Origin of the sequence: Nonomuraea sp. NPDC051191, assembly GCF_044455665.1 — a bacterium.
In the GTDB taxonomy this organism is placed as follows: domain Bacteria; phylum Actinomycetota; class Actinomycetes; order Streptosporangiales; family Streptosporangiaceae; genus Nonomuraea.
This window is the reverse complement of record NZ_JBITEZ010000023.1, coordinates 19,323-34,703: the sequence shown is the minus strand read 5'-3', so window position 1 is coordinate 34,703 and position 15,381 is coordinate 19,323. Positions and strand designations below refer to the sequence as shown.

Annotated in this window: 12 protein-coding genes; 5 read left to right on the top strand and 7 right to left on the bottom strand. The window is 72.3% G+C overall.

Annotation, left to right across the window (positions count from 1 at the left end; genetic code table 11):
• The first annotated feature begins 58 nt into the window (after positions 1 to 58).
• A complete protein-coding gene (locus ACIA8R_RS45690; RefSeq protein ID WP_397044093.1) occupies positions 59 to 943 on the top strand; it encodes an Lrp/AsnC family transcriptional regulator in 885 nt (294 codons plus the stop codon).
• Positions 944 to 1,473: 530 nt separating this feature from the next.
• Here ACIA8R_RS45690 and ACIA8R_RS45685 read toward each other — a convergent pair.
• From ACIA8R_RS45685 to ACIA8R_RS45670, 4 genes are read right to left on the bottom strand one after another with little or no spacing between them, the layout of a single operon-like run.
• Positions 1,474 to 2,817 (bottom strand): FAD-binding oxidoreductase, encoded by a 1,344-nt coding sequence (locus tag ACIA8R_RS45685; RefSeq protein WP_397044091.1) that lies wholly within the window; start codon positions 2,815 to 2,817, stop codon positions 1,474 to 1,476.
• Positions 2,814 to 4,676: an ABC transporter ATP-binding protein gene (locus tag ACIA8R_RS45680; protein WP_397044089.1), complete on the bottom strand. Its 1,863-nt coding sequence runs from the start codon at positions 4,674 to 4,676 to the stop codon at positions 2,814 to 2,816. The genes ACIA8R_RS45685 and ACIA8R_RS45680 overlap by 4 nt, the downstream gene beginning before the upstream one ends.
• 5 nt (positions 4,677 to 4,681) lie before the next feature.
• Complete coding sequence (locus ACIA8R_RS45675; protein ID WP_397044087.1) at positions 4,682 to 7,519, bottom strand: type 2 lanthipeptide synthetase LanM family protein; 2,838 nt, start codon at positions 7,517 to 7,519, stop codon at positions 4,682 to 4,684.
• A gap of 15 nt (positions 7,520 to 7,534) precedes the next feature.
• Positions 7,535 to 7,723 carry a DUF6229 family protein gene (locus ACIA8R_RS45670; RefSeq protein ID WP_364100389.1) on the bottom strand — a complete coding sequence of 63 codons (189 nt, stop codon included), beginning with the start codon at positions 7,721 to 7,723 and terminating at the stop codon, positions 7,535 to 7,537.
• Positions 7,724 to 7,864: 141 nt separating this feature from the next.
• Between ACIA8R_RS45670 and ACIA8R_RS45665 the strand changes: the two genes are divergently transcribed.
• From ACIA8R_RS45665 to ACIA8R_RS45655, 3 genes are all read left to right on the top strand, one after another.
• Positions 7,865 to 8,458, top strand: coding sequence for a hypothetical protein (locus ACIA8R_RS45665; RefSeq protein ID WP_397044085.1), 594 nt, complete (start codon positions 7,865 to 7,867; stop codon positions 8,456 to 8,458).
• A gap of 174 nt (positions 8,459 to 8,632) precedes the next feature.
• Entirely contained in the window at positions 8,633 to 9,118 is a 486-nt protein-coding gene (locus ACIA8R_RS45660; RefSeq protein ID WP_397044083.1) for a hypothetical protein, read from the top strand.
• Positions 9,115 to 11,391 carry a tetratricopeptide repeat protein gene (locus ACIA8R_RS45655; RefSeq protein WP_397044081.1) on the top strand — a complete coding sequence of 759 codons (2,277 nt, stop codon included), beginning with the start codon at positions 9,115 to 9,117 and terminating at the stop codon, positions 11,389 to 11,391. Before ACIA8R_RS45660 ends, ACIA8R_RS45655 begins: the two co-directional genes overlap by 4 nt.
• A 479-nt stretch (positions 11,392 to 11,870) precedes the next feature.
• On the opposite strand, the gene ACIA8R_RS45650 is transcribed toward ACIA8R_RS45655, so the two are convergent.
• On the bottom strand, positions 11,871 to 12,425 hold the full coding sequence (locus tag ACIA8R_RS45650) for a CGNR zinc finger domain-containing protein (protein WP_397044079.1): 555 nt from the start codon (positions 12,423 to 12,425) through the stop codon (positions 11,871 to 11,873).
• A gap of 68 nt (positions 12,426 to 12,493) precedes the next feature.
• On the opposite strand from ACIA8R_RS45650, the gene ACIA8R_RS45645 reads away from it, so the two are divergent.
• Entirely contained in the window at positions 12,494 to 13,405 is a 912-nt protein-coding gene (locus ACIA8R_RS45645; RefSeq protein ID WP_397044077.1) for an NAD(P)-dependent oxidoreductase, read from the top strand.
• Positions 13,406 to 13,517: 112 nt separating this feature from the next.
• Here ACIA8R_RS45645 and ACIA8R_RS45640 read toward each other — a convergent pair whose 3' ends face one another.
• Positions 13,518 to 13,892, bottom strand: coding sequence for a hypothetical protein (locus ACIA8R_RS45640; RefSeq protein WP_397044075.1), 375 nt, complete (start codon positions 13,890 to 13,892; stop codon positions 13,518 to 13,520).
• 160 nt (positions 13,893 to 14,052) lie between these two features.
• Positions 14,053 to 15,357, bottom strand: coding sequence for a hypothetical protein (locus tag ACIA8R_RS45635; protein WP_397044073.1), 1,305 nt, complete (start codon positions 15,355 to 15,357; stop codon positions 14,053 to 14,055).
• Positions 15,358 to 15,381: the final 24 nt, after the last annotated feature.

Sequence of the window (15,381 nt, the reverse complement as noted above, 5' to 3'; positions counted from 1 at the left end):
CGACCAGACGATCGCCCGCCGGTACCGTCGGCTGCGCTCACGCGACATCCTGCGCGTCGTGGGCGTCCCGCCTGTCAGCTACGTCGCGGAGGGTCGGTGGATCCTGCGCCTGCGGTGCGTCCCAGGCGCCGCCCGGAGCGTCGCCGCCGCGCTGGCGCGCCGTCCCGACACCACCTGGGTGCAGCTCGTCTCGGGCGGCACGGAGATCCTCTGCGTCGTCCGCGCCCGGAGCGAGGTCGACAGCGAGCAGCTCCTGCTGGACCGGTTTCCGCGCGGCGCCCGGGTCGTCTCGATCGCCGCGCATGCGGTCCTGCACACCTACTACGGCTCACCGCACGTGATCCGTGGCCTCGACGCGCTGTCCCCGGACGAAGTCGAACGGCTGCGCCCCGCGCCTGCGCCGGACACCGGCGAGATCGACTCCCTCGACCCCGGCGACCAGCGCCTGATGGACGTCCTGGCGCGCGACGGGAGAACGGGCCTGGCCGAGCTCGCGGCCGCCACCCGCTGGTCGCAGTCCACCGTCGCCCGGCGTCTGGAGCACCTGCGCGCGACCGGCGTCCTGCACTACTACGCCGAGTTCGACATCGCCTACGTCGGCCTGCGCAGCGTCGCCCGGCTGTGGATCACCGTGCCGCCGGCCGAGCTGGTGGCCACCGGGCAGGCCCTGGCCGAGCACCGCGAGGTGGTGTTCGCCGCCGCGACCACCGGCCCGACCAACCTGGCGGTCCAAGTCGCCTGTCGCAGCTCCCGCGATCTCTACCGCTACCTCACCGAACGCGTCGCCGCCCTGCCCGCGATCACCCATGTCGAGACCGCTCCGATCGTCCAGAACGTCAAGCGCGTCGGCACTCACCTCGACATCGGCCTTGGGATCGGCACGGTCGTCGGCGCCGACAACGATCATGGTCGTTCAGGCCCTTCATTCGGGAAGCCGCGATGAGACCTGAGCAGCCCCGCGTAGTGGTAATGCCGTTCGGTGCGGAATGTGGCGTGGTATTCCACGGTCAGGTGCCGGTGTGAATCACTCGTTTGCCTCGTGCGTGTCCGATCCCGGTCAGCTTGTGGCCTGGCCGGGGTCCTCCAGCGGGTAGATCTCCAACGGCCGCTGTCCGGCCGGCGTCGCAGCGCAGTCCGGGGGTACGCCGCCTCCCGCCGCCGGCCAGACCTACGTCCGCCGGGTCGACGACCTCACGGGCCCCGCGCAGGTGGGCGCCGAGCTCGCGGCGAAGGGCCTCGTTCATGACCGCCGGCCTATGATCCGATGAACGCTCCCCTGCCTGTCGGCGGGCGCCCGGCGCCACTGTGGAGGCCATGAGCGATGACATGTGGCGACTGCGTGGCCGGCCTCAGGCGAGGCTCCTCCAGCGCGTCCTGGATGGCTTCCATGCGCCGAGGCGAGGGTGAACGCCGCCGTTCAGCCCCGACAGCGTCAGCGGCCGGCCGCGCCCGAGGCGGGCACGTCCCCGGCTCTCAGCGCAGCGACTGGGCGTAGCGGAACAGGCCGGTGGGATCGTAGGCGGCCTTGATCTCGCGCAGGCGCGGGAGGTTGTCGCCGTAGTAGGCCCGGCCCCAGTCCTCCAGGTCGGCGTCCGGGTAGTTGGGGTAGACCCCGCCGGACGACCACGGCGACACCCGGTCCCACGACTCGCGCAACCACGCGTGCGCCTCCCGCCGCCGCTCGTCGGAGGCGCGGAAACCGACCTGGACGGCCTGCTTGAGCATGAACCGCGGGCCGCGGTGGACGAACGCGGTCGCGTCGGGGGCCGGGCGGCCGATGGCGCCCGCCCACGGCACGAACTCCAGGTCCCGGATCTCGCCGCGCACCCGGTCGGCGACCAGCCGGTCCAGCAGGTCCTCGACGGCCGTACGCGGCAGGAGGCCGTCGAAGAAGCCCGATTTGTTCAGGCGCAGCCCGGGCCGCTCGCCGTACGGCAGCTCGGTGACGGGGCCCTGCCCGCCGTCGGCGTAGGCGTGGTGGCAGGCGGCCGCCGCGCCCTCCAGCCGGGTGAGCCGCAGGCGGCCCGGCGGCGCGAGCGCGTCGACGACCTCGGCGGCGCGCTCCTCGGCGCCGACGACGACGCCGAAGAGGACGGCCTGCGGCGGCTCGTCCGGCTCGTCCCCGGAGACGACGGCGATCTCCAGGTTGACCTCGTCCGGCGCGTCGGGCGCCCACCGCTGCCAGGCGTCGATGAGGTCGGCGGCCCGCTCGAAGTCGCAGACGGCCTGAACAGCGGTGACCGGCACGATGGGGCGAGTACGCAGCGTCATCCGGGTGACCACGCCGAAGTTGCCGCCACCGGCCCCGCGCAGCGCCCACAGCAGATCGTCGTCCGCCTCGACGCGTGACCCGTCGGCCAGGATCACCCGCGCCGCGAGCAGGTGGTCGGCGCCGAGCCCGTGCAGGCGGCTGAACACGCCGTATCCACCGCCCAGGACCGCTCCGGTGACACCGACCGCCGGGCACCAGCCGCAGGGCACCATGCGCCCGTGCTCGGCCAGGCGCCGGGCCAGCTCGCCGATCCGCACGCCGGGGCCCACCCGCACGCTCTCCGCGCCGACCTCGATCTCGTTCGCCGCGCTGAGATCGACGAGCAGGCCGCTCGTGGAGGAGTGCTCGGCGAAGCTGTGTCCACCGCCGCGCAGGGCGAACGGCATACCGCGGGCGCGGACGAGCTCAAGGACGCCGACCACGTCCGCCTCGGAGGCGCAGCAGGCCACGGCGGCGGGCAGCTTCTCGGTGAGCGTGCCGAGGAAGGGCTTGCGCCTGGCCTGGTAGCCAGGCTCGCCCGGACGGATCACGCGCGGGCCGGTCACCGGCGTGCCGGCTTTCCGGTCTGCAACGCGTACAGCTCGGCGTAGCGTCCCCCCAGCGCCAGCAGGTCCTCGTGGACGCCCTCCTCGGCCACGCGCCCCTGGTGCAGCAGGTAGATGCGATCGGCATGGCGGACGCTGGTCAGCCGGTGCGTGATGAGCAGAATGGTCCGTTCTCCAGCGATCGCGCGGAGGGTCTCGTAGACGGCGTACTCGGCCTTGGCGTCCAGCGGTGCGGTCGGCTCGTCCCAGATCAGCAGGGCGCCGTCCCGGAACAACCCGCGGGCCACGGCCAGGCGTTGCCACTGGCCCGCCGACAGCTCGTGGCCGCCCTTGAAGTGTTTGGACAGCAGGGTGTGCCATCCGGCGGGCATGCCCGCGACGACGTCTTCGGCTGCGGCGAGCGAGGCGGCCTCGCGCAGGGCGTGGTCTTCCGGGTCCGGGCGGTCGTGGCGGCCGATGCGGACGTTGGTCCGGGCGTCGTGCGGCCAGCGGACCGGGTGCTGCGGGACCAGGACGACCCGGTCGGCCAGGGTACGCGGGTCCAGGAGGGCGGTGTCGATCCCGTCCCATCGCATGGTTCCGCTGGTCGGCCGGTAGAGCCCGGCGAGGAGCCTGGCCAGTGTGGTCTTGCCCGAACCGTTCTCGCCGACCAGCGCGATCGTCTGCCCGGCGCGGATGGTCAGGTCGATGTCGCGCAGCGCAGGAGTCCGCCTGCCGGGGTAGGCGAAGCCCACGCCGCGCAGGGTGACGCACTCTGGGGAACGCGGGACCGGTACGCCGGACGCCGGTCGTCTCCTGGCGTCGGCGTCGGCGAGGAAGTCCTGGTAGTCGGCCACGTACAGGGACTGTTCGAACAGCTGGTTGGCGGCCTGGGCGAGTTGCCGCAGCGCCGCGGCGGCCACCCTGACGGCGATCACCGCGGTGCCCGCCGCGGCCGGCGCGATCCAGCCGGCGTGCAACATCAGACCGAGTACGGCCAGCACCCCGGCCAGGGCGAGGCCGGCCAGCGCGCGGCCCGCGGTCCTGCCCCGCGCCATGGACACCCCGACCTGGGTCTCCCTCTGCTTCAGCACGTCCGCCACCTGGCGGTACTCGGCCAGCACGTACGGCTCGGCCTGGCAGGCGCGCAGCTCGGCCGCCGGTTCCCGCTCGGTGGACAGCTCGGCGAGCATCTGCACCCGGCGGTTCAGCGTGACCATGCTCCGCATGCCGGCGTACCCGCGCCGCGCGACCGTCAGCACCGCCCAGGCCTCCGGGATCATGCCGGCCACGAGCAGCGGCACCAGCAGGGGGTGCAGGACGGCCAGCCCGGCTATCGCGGCGGTCACTCCGCAGACGGCGCCGAGCAGGTCGATCGTGTTGCCGACCGCGCGGTCGAGGTGGAACAGCCCGCGGTCGCGGGCCCGGTGCAGGCCGTCGTAGAAGTCGGCGTCGTCGAAGTCGGCGAGTCGCACGTCCAGGGCGGCGGCGAACAGCCGTTCCTCGGCGACCCGGCGCAGCGCCGGTTCCAGCCGCGCCCTGGCCAGCTCCACCGCGGCTTCGGCCGCCGCGCGCAGCGACAGGATCCCGGCGACCAACGCCAGGCCGGGGGCCGCCGCCACGAGCCGGTCGGGCGCCGCGCCTGACGCGATCAACTCGTCCAGCACGGCCACGCTCGTCAGCAACCCGCCGGCCGTCGCGGCGCCCGAGGCGAGCTGAAGGACGAGGATGGCGATCGCGGACCGGCGCCCGCTCCGCCAGATGAGCCGCAGCACCGGCACGGTGACCGCCAGCAGTTGCCGCGGCGTGCGGCGGGATCCGTCCGGCTGGTCGAGGTGCCAGTAGGGAGTGACGAGTTCCTCGTCCGCCTTCTCGTCCACGGGGCTCACGTCAGGTCCGGCAGCAGCACGGACGGCAGTGCGCACTCGGGGTGCATGCGGAGCAACTGGTAGGACACTCCGCCCAGGCCGGGCAGCAGGCCCGGCGCGAAGGCGTCCCTGGCCAGGCCGCTGACCGGGCCGTTGGTCTCCAGGCTGCCCAGGATGACGGCGTCCAGCCGGTCCCGCTCGACCGGTGCGACGCCGGCGGCCCGGGCCTGCTCGATCGTCTCCCAGCAGCCGAGATCGCCGTGGCAGAGCGTGTGGTTCCAGCCGATCCCGTCGGCCCAGCAGGAGGCGGCGGCGCGCGCCAGCCTGTCGCGCCACAGGGTGCCGCCCCCGCGGGCCAGTCGGTCGGCGGCGACGAGCCCGATCCCGCCCGCGCCGTGGCACCACGCCTTGGCGGCGAAGCCGTCGTTGCGAAGGTCCAGCCAGCCGCGCTGCTCGGCGTCGTAGAGGGTGTCCTCGTAGGCGAAGGCGGCCTCGGCCAGCTCTCTCATGCCCTCGTGGTCACCGGGGGAATCGGCGAGGCGCGCCAGGGCCCAGCCGATGCCGCTCGCGCCGTGCGCCAGCCCCCCGAGTCCCTGCGGGAAGCGGAGGCTCGGCCAGCACACCCCGCCGGGGCGGCGCTCCGCCAGCCCCGCGAGGCGCCGGCCGATCGTACGGGACAGCCCGGCCCAGCGCGCTTCGCCGGTCTCCCGGCTCAGCAGGAGGAGGGGAACGATCGCCCCCGCCATCCCTGACAGCAGGTCGTAGCTGTCGTCGGCCTCGATCGAGTCCGGCAGCAGTCCCGCCAGAACGCGGGCGCGCTGGAGCGCTTCCTCCCCGACGACGCCCAGGGAGCGCAGCAGCAGCCAGCTCCACACCTGCGAGGCGATCCCCAGGTAGGCGCCGGGAGGCTCCGGCCGCAGGCGTATCCCTTCCTGCCGCCTGGCGGCGTCGCGGTCCTCCATGGCGCGGATCGTGCGCAGGACCGCTTCCAGGAGCCCGTCCAGTTCCGCGATCGGCTCGGCCCTGCCGTCCGCGGCTTCCCGGAGGTAGGCGCTCAGCAGGATCGCCAGGCCGTGGGCTCCGCCGTACAGGTCGAGCGACAGCGGCTGCACGGCCCAGCCGGTGAGGTCGAGCACAGGCGTGATCCACGTGACCGTGCCGTCCGCACCGCGCACGGCGCTGTCCAGGACCCCGCGGAGGATGCCGGCGGCCGCCGCGCGCCGCCGGGGCTCCAGCCGTTCGGTGCGGACGAGGCCGGGCGGGAGCCGTTCGAGGTCCGGCATCCAGCCCTCGTTGAGGTACGCGCTGACCAGAGCCGCCTGAGCCACCGCGCGGTCCAGGCCGTGGTCGCGCTCCCGCCAGCGGGCCACCGCACCGGCGACCAGATCGCTCTCCGGGCCGCACCTGGTGTCGGCGGGGCCGCGGAGCATGCCGACGCGCGGCGTGGTGTCGAACATCGGGATGTCGCCGTGGCACAGCTCGTCCACCTCCGCGGCGATGATCGCGGCGTCGCCGGGAGCCCCTGGGACGTTCTCCGACATCTTCGCCAGCAGCCGGGCGGCCTTCGCGCGGGCGTCCGCCTCGTCGTGGAGCGCGGCCGGATGCCACAGCATGCGCGCCAGTTCGGCGTACGACTCGGTGGAGCGCAGCACCGCGCGGACGGGGCAGTCGGCGAACGGCGCCAGCAGCGGCTCCAGCTTGCCCGACCGGTCCAGCTCGGTCAGGCGGTCGTCGAGCTCGTCGAGGCCGGCGATGATCAGGTCCCAGTACCGGCCGAGCACCGGCTCGGGGCTGGGATGGTTGGCCGCCGGCGGCAGCGTCACCCGCTCGGTGCCCATCCTGGGGCTGTCGGTGCCCGCGCCGAGCACCACCGGCAGCTCGATCTGCGGCTGCTGGCCGGGCAGCGCGCCCGCCGCCGACATGTCCACGCCTCGCCAGCCGAGGGCAACCCCTCGTCCCGGGAGCAGCCCGATGCCCAGCACCGAGCTGTTCACCAGCTCCACTGCCATGTCGAAGGCCTGGCCGTACCCCGAGGGACGGGCCTTGGCGTGCGGGGCGAACAGGCTCTCGCAGTCGACGACCACGGGGTGCGGCCCGGCGGCGATGAGGTTCTCGGCGTGCAGGTCGTTGCCGCCGAGCAGGCGCATGAGCGCCAGCCAGTGGCCCAAGCCGCGGTAGAACGCGCCCAGTTCCTCGGCGTCGCCGCAGTGGCGGTGCCCGATGTGCTCGGCCCAGCCGTACCCCGGCCTGGTCACGACGGCGGGTACCCGCATGGTCGAGACGCCGAGGTGCGTGAGCAGGTCGGCGAGTGCCGCGTCCACCGCCAGCGAGCGCGGCTTGTAGACCACCCGTCCGTCCCCGCCGTGCAGCACGACGACCGTCTGCCCGCCCCGGTGGCTGTCGCCGGCGCCGAACTCGACGCGGTCGATATCGCCCGACGGCGCTCCCGGAAGCGAGACCAGCATCGCGCGGTCCTCGGCGAAGCGTTCGGCCAGGCGGAACGCGGCGGCACATCGATTGCGGATGACCGTCGTGAGCCTCGGCATCATGCCGGGGTAGAGCACCGCCAGATCGTTCCAGAATGCCGGTTGCGCCGCACTTCGCTGCCACTCCCGCCAGCGGGCGGCGGGGTCGGCGGCGGTCAGGCGCCCGGACAAGCGGGCGGCGTTCACCTCCAGCACCAGCACCCTGGTGATCTTGCGGCGGACCTCCTCCTCGACGGACAGCGCAGCGCCTGACAGGACGGCGCTGCGCTCGGCCGGCGCAAGACCGGTAAGTGCGCGCAGCCGGGCCCCGAGGTCGGTCAGTGCGGGTCCGATCAGCGGGTCCAGCGGAGGGTCGAACTCACCGGCCATGCGCTCCGCCCCTGCTCAGCAGCACTGATAGGTTCTGGAACCCGAGCAGGCGGTCCCGCATCTGCCGGAGCCGCCCGGCCCTGTCATGGTGATCTCCGACTCGACGTACATGCCGGGCATCAGCGGGCCTGCCGGGCTGTCCGGGTCGTCGCCCGTCCTCCAGGCGGCGATGATCTCCTCGGCCCTTTCGAGGGTGACGGTCATGTTCGCTCCCTTCTCGAATCTGGCCCCATGATTCGGGGTCGGCGCAACGCCTGATAGGCCTCATAACTGCGCACTTGACGACAGATAAGGGATATGAGATAGACAGGCGTGATCACCGTTTCTGCGGTAGATGATGACCAGATGCTCATCGACGGGCTGGCCGCCTGGCTGGCGGACGTTCCCGACGTACGGCTGACCGGATGGGCCGCCTCCGTCGCCGAGCTGCTCAGGACCGAGCCGTTCCCGGCCGACGTGGTGCTGCTCGAGGCGCGGCTCGCCGACGGCTCCGACCCGGTCGAGAACGTATGCGCGCTGGTCCTGCTGCGGCGGCGGGTGCTCGTGGTCAGCGCGATGCCCGGCGGCAACCTGGCCAGGCGGATGATCGAGGCGGGAGCCGGCGGATACCTCACCAAGAACCACAGGCTGGAGAGCCTGCTGTCCAAGGTCAGGGAGCTGGCCGAGGAGAAGACGGCCTGTCCGCCCGGTCCTGCGGCGGACCACACGGCCGGGCGGGATTGCGTCCGTCCCGTCCTGTCCCCTCAGGAGCACGCGGTGCTGCTCGCCTACGCCTCCGGAATGACGCTCGCCGCGGCGGCGCGCAGCGCCGGAGTGCGGCCGGGAACCGCCAAGAACTACCTGGAACGTGTCAAGGAGAAGTACCGGAAGGCCGGGCGCCCGGCGTACACGAAGCTGGAACTAGCGGTCCGGCTGAGAGAGGACGGCCTGGCCATCTGACCCTTGTCGCCGGATCGGGGCGTTTCTCGTTGCGCCGGCGGAACATGGCCACCCCGCCGCCCTTCGAGGGAACGCGATCACGGGCCCGACCGATTCGGACAGTCTCAGAGGACCCCGGTAACGCCTTCGCTACTTGCGGTCCACTTGCGCCGATTCGGGAGCATCCTGGAGACCATGTCGAAGACGTCGTCCGGTGCGGAACGCACGACGGGATCGCGGTTGTGGCGGATCGTGGCCATCGCCGCGGTCGTCGTGCCGGCGGTCTGTCTGGCGGCCGGGGTGCTGTGGTTCTTCGCCGACCCACTACACCTGTCCGACCAGGTGCTGCAGGTGCTGGATCAGCGGGCCAGCGTGGTCGGCCTGTTCACCGGCATGACACTTGGAGCGGCGGGGCTGGTAGTCGCTTTGGTGGCGCTGCGGGCGCAGGTCCGCGCCGACCGCCGGCCGGCTGCCGGCACCGCGCCTGGCACGCCGGCCGCCGAGCCGGGTGCGCCGCCGCGGGCGCCGGTCTCGGAGGAGCGGTCGGCCGCCATCGGCGGCGACAATTCCGGCATCGTCTCCACCGGTGAGGGCGCGCGGAATGTGCAGATGCGGGCGGAGGCATCGGGGAAGGGCCGGGTGTACCAGGCCGGCGGCGACCAGACCGTCAATGAGCGATGACCACGCTTCCAGCGGCTGATTCCCCGCAGCGACAGCCGCCCATCCAGATGGATGCCACCGCCTCGGGGCAGGGACGCGTGTATCAGGCGGCCGGTGACCAGACCATCAACCACCATTACCCGCCCCGGCCGGAACCGGGCCAGATCGTCGAGGGCGACATCCCGCAGTGCCCGCCGGGCTTCCAGGTGCGCCCGCGACTGCGCCGGCGGCTGGCCGACCTGCTGGGCGAGCCTGAGCAGGACGGACCGGGAAGCGGTGACGGCGGAGCGGTGGTGATCTGCGCGCTGGCCGGCACGCCCGGGGTGGGCAAGACGTTGCTGGCCGCCTCCTACGCCTGGGCCTGCCAGGCCGCCCGCTGGCCGGTGATCGCCTGGATCGCCGCCGAGAGCACCGACCAGATCGTGACCGGGCTGGCCGCCCTGGCCGAGCGGCTCGGCCAACGTCTGCCCGACGACGACGCCACCACGGCCGCGACCCGGGCCAGATCCTGGCTGGCCGCCACCACCCGGCCCGCGCTGCTGGTCTTCGACAACGCCACCGACGTCGCCGTGGTGCGCCGCTGGTGCCCGGCCACCGGCGCCACCCGCGCGCTCGTCACCACCCGCAACCGCGCCTTCCTGCGCTCCTATCAGCCACTCGAGGTCGACGGGTTCACCCCCGACCAGGCGCAGGCGTTCCTGCACCGGCGTACCGGCCTGGACGACCCCGGCGGCGCCGCCGAACTCGCCACGGAGCTGGGACACCTGCCGCTGGCGCTGGCCCAGGCCGCCTCCGTGATCAACCGCCTGCATCTGGACTACCCCGGCTACCTGGACCTGCTGCACGCCTTCCCCATCGGCGACTATCTGCGTGCCCACGACGGCGACGCCTACCCGGCCGGCACCGTCCAGGCCATCATGCTGTCGATCACCCAGGCGGAGGCGTCCCTGCCCGCGGCCCCGCACCTCCTGGCGATGCTCTCGGTGCTGTCGCCGGCGGGCACCCCCCTGACGGTGCTGTCGGCGGGGAGCAAGGCCAGTAGCCACCCGGTGCACCTGCGGGAAACGCTCGCCGCCCTGGCCGACAACTGCTTGATCTCCTTCAGTGAGGACGGCGCCACCGTCCTGATGCACCGCCTGGTGCAACGCGTGCTGCGCGAACGCGCCACCCACCACGGCCACCTGTCCGCCGCCCTCGCCCGGGCCATCGGCCTGCTCCATGCCTTCAACGCCACCCTGCCCTACGGTGCCGGCACCTGGGCGGCCCGCGCCCAGGTCGAGACGCTGATCGACCAGACCAGCACCGTCTATCACTGGGCCCTCGCCGGCGGTGACCTGCCCGCCGAGCTGCTGGCTCTACGCGGCTGGTGCGGCCGTTACCTGTACGACCTGGCCGACCTCACCCGCGCCGTCCCCTTGTTCGAGGTGACGCTGGCCGACCACGAGCGGGTGCTGGGCGCCGATCACCCCTCCACCCTGGCCTCCCGCAACAACCTCGCCGGCATCTACCGGGTGGCCGGGGACCTGGGCCGGGCCATCCCGCTGTCCGAGGCAGCCTTGGCCGACTGTGAGCGGATGCTGGGCGCCGACCACCCCGACACGCTGACCTTCCGCAGCAACCTCGCCGGCACCTACCGGGCGGCGGGGAGGCTGGGCCGGGCCATCCAGCTGTACGAGGCCGCCCTCGCCGGGCGAGAGCGGGCACTGGGCGCCGACCACCCTTCCACGCTGAACATCCGTAACGACCTCGCCCACGCCTATCAGGCGGCGGGGGACCTGGGCCGGGCCATCCCGCTGCACAAGAGCACGCTGGCCGACCGCGAGCGGATCCAGGGTGCCGACCACCCCGACACGCTGATCTCCCGCAACAACCTCGCCACCGCCTACCAGGAGGCGGGTGATCTACCCCGGGCCATCCCGCTGTACGAGGCGACGGTGGCCGACCAGGAACGGGTGCTGGGAGGCGACCACCCCAACACCCTTACCTGCCGCAGCATCCTCGCCACCGCCTACAGGCAGGCGGGTGATCCACGCCGGGCCATCCCGCTGTACGAGGCGACGGTGGCCGACCAGGAACGGGTGCTCGGCGGCGACCACCCCCACACCCTGGCCTCCCGCAACGACCTCGCCGCCGCCTACCACGCGGCAGGCGATCTACACAGGGCCATCCCCCTGTACGAGGCCACACTGGCCGACTGCGAGGAGGTGCTCGGTGCCGAACATCCCCTCACTCGTGCCGTGCGGGGAAATCTTGGGGCGGCTGCCGCGGCCGCTCATCGTGACGTTGGAGGGTGAAGGCGAGTGTTCCCGAGGTGGGGGAAGTACCCCTCGTCGTGATCTTCAGCGGTACGTGGCAGGGCATCTTCGCTGCTGCATCGCGTCCATTCGAAGACGTTCGCCCGGGTCGACTTCGGCCAATTGAAGACACCCGCCCCCTACGTCACCCTCCCGTCTGGCGTGGTGCCGGCCGGAGAGCGAAGAGCGCCTGCCTGGGCTGGTCGGTTCGGTGTGCCGTTCATTCCGTCGGACTACAGGGTCGCGATGACCAGCCCGAGCACGAAGAGGCTCGCCAGCGCGAGAACCACGGAGAGTCGCATGGGTCAACCTTAGGTTGACGCTTCCATCAACGTCAACCCATGGTTGACGGAGGTGGAGAGCCGTGCCTGGCGCGGCCGTCGCGCTTGCCGAGGTCGGTGTCGGCACGCCGGCACGGTGACGTGGGAGCCACTGCGCGCGGATGGTCGGACTTGCCGGGCCTGATCGCGGCTGTTGGGTCAGTTCTCGGCGAGACGTGCCTTCTTGACCTTGTTGCCGCAGGTGTTCATGGAGCACCAACGGCGGTTGGCTCCGCGGCTGGTGTCGAGGAAGAGTCCCGCGCATCCGGGGCCTTCGCAGCTCTTGATGCGGCTGCGGTCGGGGCCCCCGAGGACGTGGATGGCATCTGTGGCCAGGACCCCGAGGGCGTCACCGACAGGCGTCGCCGCGGTCAGGCGCCATCCTGCGCGATCGCGTTCGAGCGCGGCCTTCGCGTGCCCGGCGGCCGCGACCGTGTTGAGAGTGCGGACATCCTCCGAATCGGGCCGTTCACCTGCGGCGATCGCCGACCCGATCCGGTAGATCACCTCGCGCAGCTCGACGGCGTCCTTCAGATCGGCCGGCGACACGTCCGTGGCGTCGAGCCCTGTCGCCTGCAGCCACATCTTCAGTCGTGCAGGGTCGGTCAGCCGCTCCCGTGGCGCCATGCCGGCTCGATCGCCGACGGTGGCGGTGAACCGGAACGCCAGGACCTCGTTGTCCATGCGGAACACACGACGTACGTCCTCGGCCATCCCAACCTCCACAGCAAGCGACGACACCTTTCGAACCGTCTTAACCGGTTCGACATGATGGTACCCCTATGACATCGTGGAACCACCTTAGGTGGTTCACAGAGAGGGTTCTCCGCATGAGCGACATCGCGGTCATCGGTCTGGGAGCAATGGGACGGCCCATCGCACGCAACCTCTTGAGAGCCGGGTACGACGTCGTGGTGTGGAACCGCTCCGACAGGCCCGCGGACGAGCTCGTCGCGGCGGGTGCCCGGCGAGCCGCCTCGGTCGCCGAGGCCATGCACTCGCCGGTGGTCTTCTCGGTCCTGGCCGATGACCGGGCCGTCGCCGAGACGTTCGTCGACTCCGGCGTTCTCGCTCGGGCCCCGGGCGGGACCGTTCACGTCAACCTCGCGACGGTGAGCGCCGGCCTGGCCCGCCGGGCCGGCGCGGCGCACGCCGAGCACGGTGTCGGGTACGTCGCGGCACCGGTCTTCGGCCGTGTTCCGGTCGCCGAAGCCGGAGCGCTCAACATCCTCGCGGCGGGCGAGCAGGGGCTGATCGACCGCGTGCAGCCGCTCTTCGACGTGATCGGCTCGCGGACCTGGCGACTCGGCGACCGTCCGGAGCAGGCCAACGTCGTGAAGATCCTCGGGAACTACCTGATCGCCTGCGCGATCCAGTCGCTGGGCGAGGCTGTCAGTCTCGCGGAAGGCGCCGGTGTCGACTCGGGGCGGTTCGTCGAACTGCTGACCTCGACCCTCTTCCCGGGAGCCGTCTACACCGGCTACGGGTCGATGATCGCCGAACGGCGCTACCAGCCGCCCGGATTCACTGCGGTCCTGGGCCGCAAGGACCTGCACCTCGCGCTCGATGCCGCGAACGACCACGACATTCCGCTCCCGATCGGTGAACTCCTGCGGACTGTCTTCGACCAGGCCATCGCCGACGGTCACGGGGCGGACGACTGGGCGGTCATCGCGGAACGGCAGCCGCGGTGACCGCCGTGGAGGCGGCCGGGCGATCACGCCACGAGGCAGCTCTCGGCGTTCCGCGAAGTCTTCCGAAGCCGACCACCAGGCCTTCTGACGCGGGCCCGGTGAACCGCGCGGCTCACCGGGAACGGGTCACGGGCTGGTGATGACGCCGCGGGGGGGCCAGGTCGAACCTTCCCTCGACGATGACGTTGTCGCCCACCTTGAGCCCGTCCCCGACGCAGCGGGGGTTGACGGTCGCGATGCGCAGGTGGTCGCGGTCCTCCAGGAGGATCGCGCCGCTGGTGTTGTCGTAGGTGGCGTCGGCCTGCCCGGTGGCGGTCAGGACGCAGCCGTCGCTGCTCTCCACGCCCACGCTGGCCCCGGACACCCGGCCCGCGACCTTGCCGGTGCCGGGGTCGGGGTCGAACGCCGTCGCGTCGAACTTCAGCGGCAGGACGTCGGCCGTGACGTCCAGGGTGGCGCCCAGCGGGCCCGCGCAGGTGACGCCCACGGGGGCGAAGGAGATGCCGGTGATGGAGATGACCCCCGCACCGGGCAGGCCCGTGCCACCCTCCTGTTCAGCCTCGACCGCCCTCCTCCGACGTGGTCGATGCCGAGGCGGGGCCCTTCGGGCGGTTCCCCCGTTCGGCCTCGCCAGGAAGGCGCGGGGCTCAGGGCGCGAGGTTGTCGAGAGCGACCGAGTAGACGACCCGCTGATCTTCGCCTTCGGTCAGCCCCCACAGCTCGCCCCCGGTGCCCGAGTACCACAGCGACAGGTCCTCCGGCCGGTAGCCCCAGTCCGTACGGGCCGTCATCGTCATGGAGGCCAGGTCCACCGACGCGAAGCGCCTGGAGTACGGGACGTTGACGAACTTGCCGGCGCTCATGTTGACGTAGAGCCGGCCGTCGTGGAGCTGGACGCCCTGGACGTCGCTGATGGCGTGGGTCTCCGCCGTCGTGGGCGTGGTGGACTCCCAGGCCGCCGTCGGGGTCAGGCCGAGCCGGTAGTCGCCGGTCTCGGCCGAGCGGAAGGCGTAGCGCGCGATCCGGGTGCCGTTCAGCGGCTGGGGCTGGCCGTTCAGCCATGTGGCCCGGTAGTCGCCCACCACGAGGGCCTGCCGGCCGGTGCTCGTCCGATCCAGCGAGATGTAGTCGAAGTGCAGGTCGGGGCTGACGAAGTTGGCCACCTCCGGCATGACGTACTGGTAGTCGTCGAGCTTGGTCTGATGGCGGTAGATCCGGCGGGTGTCGAACACGCGGATGGCGCTGCGCTTGGCGCTCGGGGCGCCGGTGCCGTCGGGCCAGCCGGGGGTGGTGGCCATGAACAGGTAGGGGCCGCTCCAGGCCAGGCCGCCGCCGTGCCCGTAGATCCGGCTCAGGGTCCCGTCCGGACGGACCCAGACCGGCAGGACGGTCCGGTAACGCATGTCGTTCAGGTTCACCACCGACAGCCGCACCGAGTTGGCCAGCGAGTGGGTGGGCGGGTTCTGCCAGGACCAGCTCGTGATCAGCGCGTCCTTCGAGGTGGGCACCGGAGCGGCGTCGTTCCTCGCCTCACCGGAGGTGGCCAGGCCCTGCGGCACCCAGGCCGTCTCGCCCGTCAGGCCCTGCAGCTTGGCGTCCCAGCAGAACGCCCTGCCGACGCCGCCCGTCGTCGGCCCGAAGGACTGCATGCGCGAGGCGCAGGCCGGGTCGTCGGCGGGCGTCGGGAGCTGGGTCCGATCGTCGCCGCTGAGCACCTGGTCCAGGGTGGTCAGTGCGAACGCGTCCTCCATGGGCTGGGTGTACGGCTCGGCCCCGACCGTGAGCGACAGGCCGGTGAGCGCGTCGCCGTTCAGGCGCTTGAGCGGCGCCACCACCTGGGCCGCCGCGGCGGCTTCTGTGGCCGCGGACGCAGGGGCCGCGGTGGTGGGGGCCGCCGGCGCGGTGCTCATGACGGTGGCCGTCATCGCCAGCGCGATCAACATCTTTCCCAACGGATCCTCTTCTCGCTGTGATCG